11 protein-coding genes and 1 riboswitch are annotated in these 13,492 nt (G+C 50.0%); of the genes, 7 read left to right on the forward strand and 4 right to left on the reverse strand.

Features of this window, described 5'->3' with window-relative positions; genetic code table 11:
* Window positions 1-2 precede the first annotated feature (2 nt).
* A complete protein-coding gene (locus M3650_RS19880; RefSeq protein WP_251577125.1) occupies window positions 3-632 on the reverse strand; it encodes an MSCRAMM family protein in 630 nt (209 codons plus the stop codon).
* Window positions 633-920: 288 nt separating this feature from the next.
* On the opposite strand from M3650_RS19880, the gene M3650_RS19885 reads away from it, so the two are divergent.
* Together M3650_RS19885 and M3650_RS19890 are read left to right on the forward strand one after the other, a co-directional pair.
* Window positions 921-1,634: a glycosyltransferase family 2 protein gene (locus M3650_RS19885; RefSeq protein ID WP_251577127.1), complete on the forward strand. Its 714-nt coding sequence runs from the start codon at window positions 921-923 to the stop codon at window positions 1,632-1,634.
* 52 nt (window positions 1,635-1,686) lie between these two features.
* The gene (locus tag M3650_RS19890; protein WP_251577129.1) at window positions 1,687-2,526 is read left to right on the forward strand and encodes a WcbI family polysaccharide biosynthesis putative acetyltransferase; all 840 of its coding nucleotides are present in this window, start codon (window positions 1,687-1,689) and stop codon (window positions 2,524-2,526) included.
* A gap of 63 nt (window positions 2,527-2,589) precedes the next feature.
* Here the strand turns inward: M3650_RS19890 and helD are convergent, their stop codons facing one another.
* On the reverse strand, window positions 2,590-4,935 hold the full coding sequence (helD, locus tag M3650_RS19895; RefSeq protein WP_251577131.1) for an RNA polymerase recycling motor HelD: 2,346 nt from the start codon (window positions 4,933-4,935) through the stop codon (window positions 2,590-2,592).
* A gap of 231 nt (window positions 4,936-5,166) precedes the next feature.
* Entirely contained in the window at window positions 5,167-5,886 is a 720-nt protein-coding gene (locus M3650_RS19900; RefSeq protein WP_019421258.1) for an SGNH/GDSL hydrolase family protein, read from the reverse strand.
* A gap of 227 nt (window positions 5,887-6,113) precedes the next feature.
* On the opposite strand from M3650_RS19900, the gene M3650_RS19905 reads away from it, so the two are divergent.
* The 5 genes from M3650_RS19905 (at window position 6,114) to M3650_RS19925 (ending at window position 11,310) form a co-directional block, all read left to right on the forward strand.
* Window positions 6,114-6,650, forward strand: a complete 537-nt coding sequence (locus M3650_RS19905) for a DUF1836 domain-containing protein (RefSeq protein WP_251577133.1) — start codon at window positions 6,114-6,116, stop codon at window positions 6,648-6,650.
* Between the two features lie 435 nt (window positions 6,651-7,085).
* Window positions 7,086-8,660 (forward strand): spore germination protein, encoded by a 1,575-nt coding sequence (locus M3650_RS19910; RefSeq protein WP_251577135.1) that lies wholly within the window; start codon window positions 7,086-7,088, stop codon window positions 8,658-8,660.
* Window positions 8,661-8,698: 38 nt separating this feature from the next.
* Window positions 8,699-9,889, forward strand: a complete 1,191-nt coding sequence (locus M3650_RS19915) for a Ger(x)C family spore germination protein (protein WP_483311768.1) — start codon at window positions 8,699-8,701, stop codon at window positions 9,887-9,889.
* Window positions 9,890-9,895: 6 nt separating this feature from the next.
* Entirely contained in the window at window positions 9,896-10,129 is a 234-nt protein-coding gene (locus M3650_RS19920; RefSeq protein ID WP_206095198.1) for a hypothetical protein, read from the forward strand.
* A gap of 38 nt (window positions 10,130-10,167) precedes the next feature.
* Window positions 10,168-11,310, forward strand: a complete 1,143-nt coding sequence (locus M3650_RS19925) for a GerAB/ArcD/ProY family transporter (RefSeq protein ID WP_251577139.1) — start codon at window positions 10,168-10,170, stop codon at window positions 11,308-11,310.
* On the opposite strand, the gene ade is transcribed toward M3650_RS19925, so the two are convergent.
* Complete coding sequence (gene ade, locus M3650_RS19930) at window positions 11,295-13,070, reverse strand: adenine deaminase (RefSeq protein WP_251577141.1); 1,776 nt, start codon at window positions 13,068-13,070, stop codon at window positions 11,295-11,297. The genes M3650_RS19925 and ade overlap by 16 nt on opposite strands.
* Window positions 13,071-13,232: 162 nt before the next feature.
* A riboswitch (purine riboswitch) is annotated at window positions 13,233-13,334 on the reverse strand.
* Window positions 13,335-13,492: the final 158 nt, after the last annotated feature.

The raw sequence follows: 13,492 nt of genomic DNA on the forward strand, positions 1-13,492 counted from the left end.
AATCACTCCGACACCGCGTGAACGGTTGCCTTTACTTTATATTGCCCTTGCGGAAGATTTCCGAACATATATAATCCGGCCGCATTCGTTCTCGTAATTAACGTTAGCGTTTCGATAGAACCAGTCAGTTCATATAAAGCGACAATCGCATCGGCAATCGGTGCACCGCTTACCTTATCCTTTATCATCCCGCTGACGGTTCCAGTATTTACGTTCTCATCGACGTTCAGGTGGATGTTTACAGAGGCGTACTCCTGTGCAGCTAGATGGATCTGATCGCTCTGGTTTGGCAAAAAGTCGGATTTCGTTGCTACGATATAATATTGTCCAATTGGTAAATCAGCAAATAAATACTGCCCTTCGGCATTGGTCACGACAAGCCCTTCACTGAGCGATTCGCAGCCTTGCACCTGGAACAGCTCGACCGTTGCATTATTGATAGGCAGGTTGGTTGAAGTATCTGCAACAATCCCGTACAGTGCATTCTGATTGACATTCGGGTCCGGATGCACCGTTATGTTCGTACGATCCGTTTGATTGCCGACGGCGCTGAGCCCCTCCACTTCCTCCTCCTGCCCAGCATTGAATTTAGGCAGGCTCTGCTGTAGGACATGTTCATCCTCAATAGCCATTCATCATTCCCCCATTAATAGAATTACCGCATGAAGAGACAATCTGAATTATTCTATGTACCGGAATAGGAAAGAGACTCGGGGATTGTCCGTGTAATCGTAAAAAGGCGCTTGCCGCCTGATCAAGCATTCATTGCTATGCCTCATCTAGCGGAAGCAAGGGTTCGATGGTATTTTCGACGGAAGGTGCATTTTGTCCCTAACAAGCGGCATCTGCTCTGCATTAAATGTAGAGAATTCACCAGAGGGGGAGCGCCGTGTTCTGGAATAGAGGAGGGGATGGAACGCATGAAATACATCCTTGGTATCTTTTACGTTAATCGGCTGGACTTACTGTACCAGGCAGTGTACAGCATTCGCCATTGTTGGCCACATACGGTGGTCATCGACAATTCAGAAGGTCGGGACTTGCGCCGGGATCATACTTTATCTTCTACTGTATCGGTGTATGAACCTCCTGTTCCCCTTTCACATAGCCAATCGCAAAATATGTTGCAGAAATGGGGAGCGGAACGCCATTGCGACGCCGTTCTCTATATGCATAACGATGCGGAAGCGCATGAAGGGACGCCGGAAGCCTTGTTAGCCGCCTTGGCAGCTTGGCAGCGGGAAGGAAGAAGATGGGGCATTGCGTTTACAAATTTGGATACGCTCGCGGCGTATCATATGGAGGCCGTTAGAGCAGCCGGCCCATGGGATATGTATTTGCCGATGTACTTCTCCGACCAAGACTGGTACCGGAGAGTGGGATTGGCAGGATATGAAACCATGTATACCGGCCTTGGCGTCACACACCATAACGACGGGGCGTCGACGGTAAAATCAGATCCGCTTCTCACTCATATTCATCAAGTTACGTTCCCTTTGTATTTTCGTTACTACGAAATGAAGTGGGGAGGCGTCTTGGGACAGGAGACCTATCTTCTACCCTTCGGTCACTATCCTCTCAATCCGGTGCAAGACTATCTCGGCATGTTTGCCGAAAGGACTGAACCGCAATGAGAGCTCATTTATCATTCTGCCCTTGCAGGCATGTCATGGGAGAGGTAGCAAAATGAAAAACTGTATTGTATTTGGGAACTGCCATGGATTTCCTATTCGCAGATATTTGGCGTCCTCCAGAACATTTCAGCAATCGTACCAGTTGGTTGATGTTCCTCCAATCCAAGCATGCAATCAGGCAATCGGTGTAGGCGATCACTTGTTGAATCAGTGCGATGTGTTCATCTATCAGAGAACGAGCAGTACATTCGGCCCCTACTTGTCCACCGAGTACCTTTTAAGCAGGCTTCCCGAACGATGCAAGCGCATCAGCATTGGCAATGCTTACTTCATGCCTTATTATCCTCAGTTCACCCCGGACAACAAAGAACCGTTGTTCGGATACGGAGATCAGAATGTGATTCAATTACTGCAGGGCGGAGTGAGCAAAGAACGAATCGTTACTCTATTGTCAGACGAACAATTCTACTCTTCTCAGGATTTAAAGCAGATGTATGCGAACTTCATGGCGGATCTGCGAACCAGAGAAGTCGGCATCGACATCCCGCTTGCCGATTTCATCGAGCGCAATTACCGGGAAAGCCATTTGTTCTGCACGGTATGTCACCCCAGATACCACATCATCCGATACTTGGCGATGAACATTTTGGAGCGGCTGGGCATCTCAGGCCAAGAGGTCGCTCACGTTCTTCATGATGTTGATTTTATTGATTTGATACACCCGATATACCCAAGTGTCATCAAGCACCTCGATTTGCGCTTTGTGAGGCTGGGAGACCGAAAATATACACTTGGCAGCGAGATGCTGACATTTCCAGAATATATATCGCGCTATGTTGATTATCATAGCCATCCTCAACAGAATGGGAGTATGTCTTGTTCGATTTCATGAAGGAAAAAGACAACCTCAGCCGGCGCATCTCCGGACCAAGGTTGTCTTTCATTAGAGAAGGCTTCAGGACTCAAGAGCATACGTGTCAGGATCGGTAATAAAGGGACTCAACTCTCCGATGGAATAGATGTGCAGCTCATGCATGGCCCGGGTACAGGCGGTGTAGAACAGCTTGCGTTCATCCTCTTCTCCGTACTGTGCATGGGAACCGTTGTAAATGATGACTGCATCGAACTCGACACCCTTGGCGAGATAGGAAGGAATGACGAGCGTCCCGGATGCGAAGGAGGTCGTTTCTTTCCCGATCAGGCGCAGCGGCGTAAACTCTTGCAGCGTCTCATACGCTTGGCGGCTCTCCTCGGCTGTCTTGCAAATGACCGCAATCGTGCGATGTCCGCCCTCCTGCAGCGCGTGGATACGCTGTGCAATCCTGTCGATTAGCTCCGACATATCGGCGACTTTTGTTACTGATGGTATGCTGCCATCACGGTTGAATGGCTCTATCGCTTCTCCCGTATCGAGCAACCGGCGTGTAAATTCGACGATCGGCCTCGTAGAGCGATAGCTCCGCGTCAGCACGAACATCTCGGTCTCATCGGCCCCGAACAACTTAGCGAGCGGTGCGAGACCGGATCCGGCGGTGCTATGGGCATATATCGCCTGATTCAAGTCGCCAAGCGCAGTCATCTTGCTGCGCGGGAACATCCGCTTCAGGAAGGCGAACTGGAACGGGGAGTAGTCCTGCGCTTCATCGATGAATACGTGCCGGACGGATGTATTGGTCCGGAAGCCTTCAATCCGCTCTTGCAAGTATAAATAAGGCGTTGCATCTTCATGCGTCAGCTCCGAACGTTCCAGCTTACTGGCTGTCTGCATACAGATGGATGTCCACTGCTGCGGCAGCGCGCCGTTGGGAGCGAATGAGATGGCGAATTCCGGATCCGCAAACAGCTGCTTGTAAATAGCGGGAATGTCAATGAACTTCAGCCGCTTCACCTGCTTCAGCAACGGATGGAATTGCTCCTTCACGATCATGGCGGCCAGCAGCTCCTGCTCGCGGCTGAAATCGTCGAACGATTCCTCGGTATAGCGCTTGTTCCGCTGCAGCTTCTGGAAAGCACGCAAGTAATCTTCTTTATCAAGCAGCTCCATTTCCTCTTCTACCCACGGTTTGCTGCGTTCACGACGAGCCAGATTCTTCAACTCCCCAAGCAGCCACTCGGCCAGCAGTCCGATTCGGTTCGGAATCGGCAAGGAGCCATCGATGGCGTAGAAGCGCGCCTTAATGCATTCCCCAGTAATCAGCACTTCATCGCGGAACTTTATATCTGTGAACTGCATGCTTTCCTGCTGCAGATACGTGAGATACTGGTCAACAACCTCCATAAAGTTACTGGAAGCTTTATAGCGAATTCCTTCAATACGTGCTCCATATTCGGCATCATTCCTCGCAGTAAGCACATATTCGATCTGCGCGGACGGATCTTCGAGTTGATAGGTCTGGCCAAGCCGATGCTCCAAATATTCCTGGAATGTCGTCTGCTGCATGTTTTCTTCTCCGAGTTCGGGCAGTACGGTGGAGACGTAGCTGTTGAACATCGGGTTGGGAGAGAATAGCACGATATGCTCTGCCCGCAGCGTGTCCCGGTAGCGATAGAGCAAGTAGGCGACCCGCTGCAAGGCGGCGGACGTCTTGCCGCTGCCTGCCGCTCCCTGAACGACGAGCAGTCTGCTGCGTTCATTGCGAATGATTCGGTTCTGCTCCTTCTGAATGGTGGCGACGATGCTCTTCATTTGTGCATCTGCCTGTCTGCCGAGCGCTTCCTTCAACAGCTCGTCGCCGATAGTTACGCCTGTATCGAACAGGCTGCGGATATGGGCTTCCCGAATGATGAACTGGCGCTTCAGATCCATCGTGCCCGAAATGGTGCCCCCTGGCGTCTCGTAGTGAGCCGGTCCAGGCGGGTAATCGTAATACAGGCTCGACACCGGGGCGCGCCAATCGTAGATGAGAAATTGGTCGCCGCTCTCATTGAGGAAGGAGCCGATGCCGAGGTAGACGCATTCTGCATTCTTGTCTCCATCCTCCGTGAAGTCGATGCGCCCGAAATAGGGCGTGTCCTGAAGCCGCTGCAGCGTGGTTAACTGGTTGCGGGCATGACGATGAATGCGTTCCCGCTCAGACAGTACTTCCGCCTGCTGCTTCATGCTCGCATAGGTCTCCACCGCATCATCCGGTTCGTCTAGATTCACGGTCACATCGTCCCAGAAAGTTTTACGGAAGTCCACAATATCCTTGTTGATGTCGCCGACCTGCTGCTCAAGGACAGCCATTCGCTTGTGAATCTTGCCGACAATCCAATCGACCCGCTGTTGTTCTTCACGCCAAGTTTGCTTCGTCGTACTCATGGTACCGCTCCTTTGCTTACGATTTTAGAGAAAGGTTTGACAAGCGAGCCCTTTTGTGATAATATAATATTGGGATAAAATAATATATTTCGTGAACTTCGCTGCCACTCTTTATTGTAGCATGCAATGCCACGATCGTTCAATAGCATACGGTGAAAATACAAACGGAGGCGCCCAGGGCGTCTCCGCTTTTTATTTATTTTTGTTTCACTTGGTCCATCAGGCTGGAGGTTACACGGATTTGAGCAGACAGCGGTAGTGGGCTTTCATATAATCGGTAATTTTGTCGGCGATCAAACGGTGACCCAGCTCGTTCGGATGAATACCGTCGGAACAAATGAATTTGCGGAAATCGTATGCCTGTAGAAAGGCTCCCCTTACATCAATCCACTTCGTGTTCATTTCCTCCGCCACTTGAATGATGGCGGCGTTATAGCGCTCATGCCACCAATAGATGCGGCTGACGCTGCCCAGCCAAGAAAGAATGTTGGCCGCGGAAGATTCGTTATTGTTGCTTATCCAGCGGAAATATTTATCCGCATCAAGCGGTGGGAGAGACATGAGCACAGGAACAATGCCGTTGTCTTTCAAGGTGGCAATCATGCTTCGCAACGTGTTCGTGTACCGATCCAAGTTCGTGCGAGGCTCGTGTTGTTCGGACGGATGCTGCGCGATTTGACCCCAATCGAAGTCACAATCGTTTCCTCCGAATTCCAGCAGTACGATGTCTGGCCGCTTGTTCAGCACATCATGCTGCAGCTTCTCCGCCCCTTTTGTAATCAGACAGCCGAACCTTCCGGCATTGTGCAGCATTCCTTTGAGACGATGCTGAACGATTTGGGCAAAGCTGTTGCCAGACATCGAGTACTTTCCCTTCTCATCATCATACACAATCCCTTTGGCAATCGAGTCTCCATATAAGACAACGTTGTAGTGCTCCTTAAATTGCATGCTTCCATCTCCCCTCCAATTAAATGAATCATCTATTAATATGAACATATCGGTATGTAGTATTCAAAACCATGTAAAGCAATAACTGTATTATATCATGAAATATAGATGTGTAAATATCAAATATTATACACGCGCAATGTTGTTTGAATATATTAGTTCGTAGTATGATGATGGGAAACAGAGACGGAGATCACGTAAACGGGATCAAATAAGAGGAGATAATGATGAACGAACCTATTCAAGACTTATTACGGGAACTCGTGAATACACCGGAGATTGAAGTATCCGACATTCCGAAGCTTGATTTATATATGGACCAGGTCATTACGTTATTCGAGAACACGTTGGAGCAGACGAAACGGAACGCTGATGACAAGCTGTTGACCAAGACGATGATTAACAATTATACGAAGGATAAGATTTTGCAGCCGGCTCGAAACAAAAAGTATTCGCCCGAGCACATCATTCAGATGGTTCTTATTTATCATTTGAAGCAATCGCTCTCTATCGGAGATATTAAGACCCTCTTCCAAAGCACGCTTCATCAAGACGGTGTCGACTTGTGGCAGGTGTACCGTGATTTCTTGGAACATAAAGGAGAGCAGTCCAGACAAATTGAAATGCAGATGAACGAACAGATTGCGGCGCTGGAGCGTGTAGATAATGAGCAGGAACGAATGCTGCTGACGGTTCTTGCCCTGACTCATCATGCTAACATCTATAAACGTCTGGCCGAGAAATTGATTGATCAACTCAAATAACAGTTGTGAACCGGTAGCAATATGCTATCGGTTCTTTTTTTGTACAATTCGGGGTGGAAGATGTCTTCTATCTTCCTGAAGAAGGTATGTCCGTTCGATTCTTTGCCTCACTCTCCCCGCTATTCAGAACAGCAGCAAGCCGCTCTCTTGGTTGTTTCACGTTGTTTACAACTCTTCCATACAGTTGGAAAAGATAATACCGAGGATAAGGAAGATTTTGTTCACCATGATTTGAAGCGGCCGATTATGACGGTAGTTAGCCTAACGGGGTCCAGAGTCGTTATCAGATTTGCTGCCTCCTGATGGAAGGGGAGAATGAAGCAAAAGGGCGGATGGATCGAAGCACCTTCTGTCTGAACGAAGGGCACCTAGTTTATCTATGACGCCGCAAGGAAATAATGTATCCAAAAATGCTTTTTAAATAAGGGAGAAGCAATGGAAATCAACTTCGATGAGGCAGCGCTTGCCCCGGATCAGGCGCTTGAGGCCACAACACATCCGCTACAGACCAGCCTGCAAGCAAATTTGCAGCATATTCAAGAGACAGTCGGGAATAGCACCGACATCATTATAAGGGAAGTGCCCATCGGCAAGACCGGTGAACAAAAAATTGCGGTTATTTATACAGATGGCTTGGCGGACAGTAAAGTTGTTATCGACTTCATTATGGAGACGTTAATGCTGGACGTAAAGCAGCTGGATATGAGCGAAACGGCAATTTCGGCACCGAATATCGTTCAAATTTTGAAAGATTATGTGATCACGGTAGGTGAAATCAAAGAAGTCGCAGATTTTGAGTCGTTGTTCAATTCGATATTGTCGGGAGACACCTTTATTTTGCTGGACGGTTATGCGACGGGGCTCGCTGTCGGCACTCAAGGATGGAAAGACCGCGGAGTGAGTGAACCGTCGAGTGAATCCGTTGTACGCGGACCGCGCGAAGCCTTCTCGGAAACGCTGCGTACGAACACTGCCTTGCTGCGGCGCAAAATCAAGAGTCCGAATCTCTGGTTGGAAACGAAGCAAATCGGGCAGGTAACGAAGACGAACGTCGCCGTCATGTACATCAAGGGTATCGTCAATGACAAGGTTGTCAAGGAGGTTCATGCGCGTCTGGACCGAATCGATACGGACGGCATTCTGGAGAGCGGATATATCGAAGAATTCATTCAAGATGAGACGTACACACCATTCCCCACCATTTACAACTCGGAACGTCCGGACGTGATTGCCGCGGAACTGCTGGAGGGAAAGATAGCCATTCTGGTAGACGGCACTCCATTCGTTCTTGTCGTTCCAGCCTTGTTCGTCAGCTTCCTCCATTCAGCGGAGGATTATTATTTTCGCGCTGATATCAGCAGCCTTGTCCGTATTTTGCGCTACATCGGCATCTTTATCGCTTTGCTCGGTCCGTCCTTGTACGTCGCGATCACGACGTTCCACCAGGAAATGCTGCCGACGCAGCTGTTGATTAGTCTGGCGGCGCAGCGGGAAGGTGTTCCGTTTCCCGCCTTTATCGAGGCGGTCATGATGGAGGTAACCTTCGAGATCTTGCGGGAAGCCGGTCTTCGCATGCCGCGGATGATTGGACCGGCGGTCTCTATCGTCGGTACGCTCGTTATCGGACAAGCGGCTGTAGAGGCGGGAATTATTTCGGCAGCGATGGTCATCGTCGTCTCGACGACGGCCATATGCAGCTTTGTGTTCCCTTCTTACAGCATGTCTAACTCGATTCGAATGCTGCGATTTCCGCTCATGATGCTGGCCGCTTCCTTTGGGCTGTTCGGCATCATCATCGGGCTTATCGCGATTGTGCTTCATTTGAGCAGCTTGCGTTCGTTTGGTGTTCCCTATATGAGTCCATTTGCGCCGTTAATTCCGACGGATCAGAAGGATGCGATATTCCGGCTGCCGCAGTGGGCCCTGTTCTCCCGTCCACGTCTTATCAGCAAGAAGAACTTGATTCGCAAGCAGATTCCCGAAAATCAGAAGCCCAAATCAAGAGAATGAAGCACTTCAGAGTCATCGGCAGAAAAGGAGTTGGGGCCGTGAAGCGCAAGGCAGCCTTGTTAATGTGTGTTCTGTTGATATTCATCGCCGGATGCTGGAGCCGCCGTGAATTGAACGATCTTGCGATTGCGGTGGGATTCGGCATCGATCGGTCGGGGGAGCAATATGAGGTGTCGGTCCAGGTGGTGGATCCGGGCGAAGTGGCCACTAAGAGGCCGGGCAGTCAGCGTTCTCCGGTCACCTTGTATCATGCAAAAGGAAAGACGGTGTTCGAGGCCATTCGGAGAATGACGACGGTCACTCCGAGAAAGGTTTATTTTTCACAGCTTCGGATGTTCATTATCGGGGACGAACTAGCTAGAGAAGGAATCAGGGAAGGGTTGGATTTCTTGTCGCGGGATCACGAGCTGCGCACTGACTTCTACATTGCCGTAGCCAGAGATTTGACTGCGAAAAAAATATTGTCGTTCTACACCCCATTAGAGAAAATACCGGCCAGCAAGATGCATAATTCACTCGACGTGTCGGATAAATCTTGGGGACCGACCGCAGCCATGAAGCTGGATGAGCTGATTACGGATCTTGTAAGCGACGGGAAAGAGGCGGTATTGACGGGGATTACCATTCTAGGGGATCCGGAAGAGGGCACCGAGAGAAAGAATGTGCAAATGATCGATTCGCCTGCATTTTTAAAATATTCAGGAATTGGCGTATTTCAGGAGGATAAACTGGTTGGCTGGTTAAATGAAAGAGAAAGCAAGGGATACAGCAACATTACGGACACGTTGAAAAGCACGATTATTAATGCGCCTTGCCCCGATGGGGGAAGGGTGGGAATTGAAGTGATTCACTCCAAATCGAAAATGAAAGGAAAGGTCAGAAACGGCAAACCGGAAGCAGAGGTTGAGATCCGCACTGAGGCCAATATCGGTGAAGTTGAATGCAAGCTGGACCTGACGAAAGAAAAAACGATCAACAGACTGGAACAGGAATTCGAGAAGATCATTCAACAAAATGCGGAGCAAGCAATTAAAAAAGCGAAGTCTTTAGAAACGGATATATTCGGGTTCGGGGAAGCGATTCACCGAAACAATCCACGTTATTGGAACACGATCAAGAATGATTGGAGACGCCAGTTCGTCGATTTGCCCGTGCACATCAAGGTGGATGTGAAAATCAGACATATGGGGACGGTCGGAAGCCCGTTTTTCAATCAGCTGAAGGAGTAACTGGATATGTGGTCAAGCTTGGCAATAATAGCGATTGCTGCGGCGATCATGAAGATGGAGGCCCCCTCCTTGAAGAGGAAACGGCTGGCTAAAGAGCTGCGGGTATTTTACCTGCTTCTTTTGACGGGAACGATCTTGAGCATCGCCATGCTGATGCATGTGGAACTTCCGAACCCGATGCGCTTGGTGCACGCAGTCTATAAGCCTTTGAGCGATTGGTATACCAGTGTGCTAAAATAGCGGCCTGCAGCGCTTGGGGAAGGGAGGAGGGAGAATCTATGCTGGACAAAGGAAAAATCAGCACGCGTCAATTGACAATCATCGTCGCCTTATTTATGGTGGGAAGCTCCATCTTAATCATTCCGTCTTATCTTGCGGCATATGCGAGCCAGGATGCTTGGATTTCGGCACTTTTCTCGATAGCAACGGGATTGGCGGTATTGCCCTTATATATTGCACTGGGCAATAAGTATCCCTGCAAGACGCTGGCTCAATTTATGGAAGACATCCTCGGCACGTGGCTCGGAAAGGCGGTGTCTCTTTTCTTTTTGGCTGCCTTTCCATTTACCATGGCTGCGTTTTCCTTGAGAAATATCGGAGATTTCATGACGACGCAAATAATGCCCGATACCCCGATTCAAGCCATTCACATCTTATTCCTGATCGTGGTCATCATCGGAGTGAGACTGGGATTGGAACCGATTATGCGGGCAGCGGAAATTATCTTTCCCTGGTTCATTCTGCTATTTGCAGGCCTTGTCATCTTCATTTTTCCGCAAATTAAGTGGGAGAACATTTTGCCGGTGCTTGAAGGCGGCATTAAGCCGGTCATCGGAGCGGGAATCCCGTTCACCGCCTTCCCGTTTATGGAGACTGTCGTATTTTTGATGCTTTTTCCGCATGCCAATCGCCCAGATAGGGTGGGACGCGCCTTGTTCTGGGGAATTGTGATTGGGGGCGCGGTATTGTTCATCATTACAATGATGTCAGTGCTGGTTATGGGCCCAGAGACGACAGCCCGCTTAATATACCCGAGCTATATGCTTGCAAAAAAGATAAGCATCGGCAATTTCTTGGAACGTATTGAAGGGCTGATGGCCATCATTTGGTTTTTCACGATTTATTTCAAACTGACGCTGTTGTTCTATATTTCGGTTATCGGTTTCGCCCAGAGCTTGAACCTGAAAGAGTACCGGTTTCTCACCATGCCATTGGGGATTATTCTCATCGTTTACTCGATCTTGATTTCCCCGAATACGTCCTTTTGGTTCGAGATGTACCCGACCTGGGCGCTGCATGCCATTACGTTAGGACTGGTGCTGCCGGCACTGCTGCTGGCTGTGGCCGCCATTCGAGGCAAAGGCGCGGCGAAGGCGGCTGCAGCTTCAGCTTCGGAGGAACAGACTCAGCCCGACACGTAATCAGGGGTGCGCGTGCTCTCTGCCGACACCGGAATATGCGCAAAGGTAGAGAAATCGAATAATCCCATATCCGTCAGCTTCAGCTCGGGTATAACGGGCAGACACAGGAAGGACAACGTGACAAACGGATTGAACTCGCTTGAAGCGCCGATCTGGGATAGTGCTTGATTTAGTTGTTCCATATGATGAAGCGCCTCGACATAATCGCCGGTGGACATTAATCCGGCCAAGGGCAGCTCGATGGCCGCGAGCACGATGCCCCCGCTCGCAACGGCCAATCCGCCCTCCATATGGCGCAGCGCCTGAACGGCGGTAAGCATATCCTGATCATTGCTTCCGGCCACGACAAGATTATGGGAATCATGGGCCACGGTAGAAGCGATTGCACCAGATTGGATGCCGAAGCCTTTGACGATGCCGAGCCCTATGCATCCGGTATGGTGATGCCGTTCTAACACGGCGATCTTCAGTTGGTCTCTATCCACGGATGGGTGGAAACATCCGTCCACCGTATCGACTTCCTCAATGAGATGCGTCGTAATGAGACTATTCGGGTTGATGCCGATAATGTGGCAGCGGCGATCTTCATGCAGCTGTATCTGCAATTCCCGTTCCGTTATCTCGGGCAGGTGGACCGTCTTCAGCAGCCGGGACGGAATCTCAGCGGCCTGCAACTGCGGCCCGGTGTATTGACCGTTCGCGCCGACCAGAATGCCTGCTTTATACACCTGGGCAATCGAGAGATGCTCCAGGTCGTCGAGCAGCAGCAAGTCGGCCTCATATCCGGGAGCGATCGCCCCTTTGGCATGGAGTCCGAAGCACTCTGCCGCATTAAGGGAAGCCATCTGTATAGCCTGTAACGGATTAAGCCCGCAGCGTATAGCCAGACGCGCGTTATGATCGACGCTGCCTTCCTGCAGCAGCTCGTCCAAATGCTTGTCATCGGTGCAGAACACACAGCGGCGGGCATTGCTCGCGGTGACCACAGGGATGAGCGCTTCGACATCCTTGGCGACGGAGCCTTCGCGAATCATAACGTACATGCCTCGCTGCAGCCGAACCTTGGCTTCCTCGGCCGTAACGCACTCGTGGTCGTTGCGAACCCCGACCGCACGGTACACATTGATGGCCTCTTCATCGAGTCCCGCGCCATGACCGTCAATCATCCCGCCATGTTGGTGCGAGGACAACAATTTATCAAGCATTCCGTCATCGCCGCGGCGCACGGAAGGATAGTCCATCACTTCGGCCAATCCCAATACGCGGGGATGGGAGTAGAACGGCTCTAAGCTGGCTGCGTCTAGCTTCGCGCCGGCATGCTCGAACGGAGTAGCCGGGACGCAAGATGGCAGCATGACATATACGTCAAGCGGCAGATTGTCAGAGGCTTCCAGCATATATTGAATTCCGTCCGTGCCCGCCACATTCGCGATCTCATGAGGATCGGCAATGACGGTCGTGACGCCGTGAGGGAGTACGACGCGAGCGAACTCTACCGGCGTAACCATAGCGGATTCAATATGAACATGAGTATCGATGAAGGATGGGGAGATGTAGCGCTGCTCCGCATCGATGACACGGGCGCCTTCATAACTGCCGCCGATGCCGACAATGACGCCGTCCACAATCGCGACATCCCCTCTGATAATTTCCAGGTTGAATACATCGATAATTCGTCCATTCGTAATGACAAGCTCGGCAGGTTCCGTTCTGCCAGCGGCGGAGATTCGTTTATTCCAATGCTGCTTGCTCCCATTCATTCTATTCTCATTCCTTTGTTCGTTATAGGATGATAACCCTTTGATTTACCATTTACCTGTTCCAGATCGATGCGAGTACAACAAAAAAACTCTAGTTCAGCAACTAGAGTTTGACGGCAAGGAACAAGAACACTCCTGTCGTTGCGGATACGAAATTCCGCGCACAAGCGCTCTCTTCCTCGTAGTCAAACTATTTACGGTAGTTTGGTAGAGACGGCTGGACCATATTTCCAATGTTATACGAAGAACGGTATATTCGGTTGAATTCTCTACATTGTATAAGCCTGCCATATTTACGTCAACTCAACAGGAAAAAATAGGCGGCGGAATGCGTTTGACATTGATTTTATACGGAAATATAATTAGGTTACTAAATAAATTGGATACCTAATTAATAGGTATACTAACTAATGTTCAAGGTG

Origin of the sequence: Paenibacillus sp. MER TA 81-3 (assembly GCF_023713585.1) — a bacterium.
Lineage (GTDB): Bacteria > Bacillota > Bacilli > Paenibacillales > Paenibacillaceae > Paenibacillus_B > Paenibacillus_B profundus.

Coding starts and splice junctions, on each gene's coding strand:
- M3650_RS19910 (WP_251577135.1), top strand. CDS start 7,086: ATGGAAATCAACTTCGATGAGGCAGCGCTTGCCCCGGATCAGGCGCTT.
- M3650_RS19905 (WP_251577133.1), top strand. CDS start 6,114: ATGAACGAACCTATTCAAGACTTATTACGGGAACTCGTGAATACACCG.
- M3650_RS19900 (WP_019421258.1), bottom strand. CDS start 5,886: ATGCAATTTAAGGAGCACTACAACGTTGTCTTATATGGAGACTCGATT.
- M3650_RS19925 (WP_251577139.1), top strand. CDS start 10,168: ATGCTGGACAAAGGAAAAATCAGCACGCGTCAATTGACAATCATCGTC.
- M3650_RS19920 (WP_206095198.1), top strand. CDS start 9,896: ATGTGGTCAAGCTTGGCAATAATAGCGATTGCTGCGGCGATCATGAAG.
- M3650_RS19885 (WP_251577127.1), top strand. CDS start 921: ATGAAATACATCCTTGGTATCTTTTACGTTAATCGGCTGGACTTACTG.
- M3650_RS19890 (WP_251577129.1), top strand. CDS start 1,687: ATGAAAAACTGTATTGTATTTGGGAACTGCCATGGATTTCCTATTCGC.
- helD (WP_251577131.1), bottom strand. CDS start 4,935: ATGAGTACGACGAAGCAAACTTGGCGTGAAGAACAACAGCGGGTCGAT.
- ade (WP_251577141.1), bottom strand. CDS start 13,070: ATGAATGGGAGCAAGCAGCATTGGAATAAACGAATCTCCGCCGCTGGC.
- M3650_RS19880 (WP_251577125.1), bottom strand. CDS start 632: ATGGCTATTGAGGATGAACATGTCCTACAGCAGAGCCTGCCTAAATTC.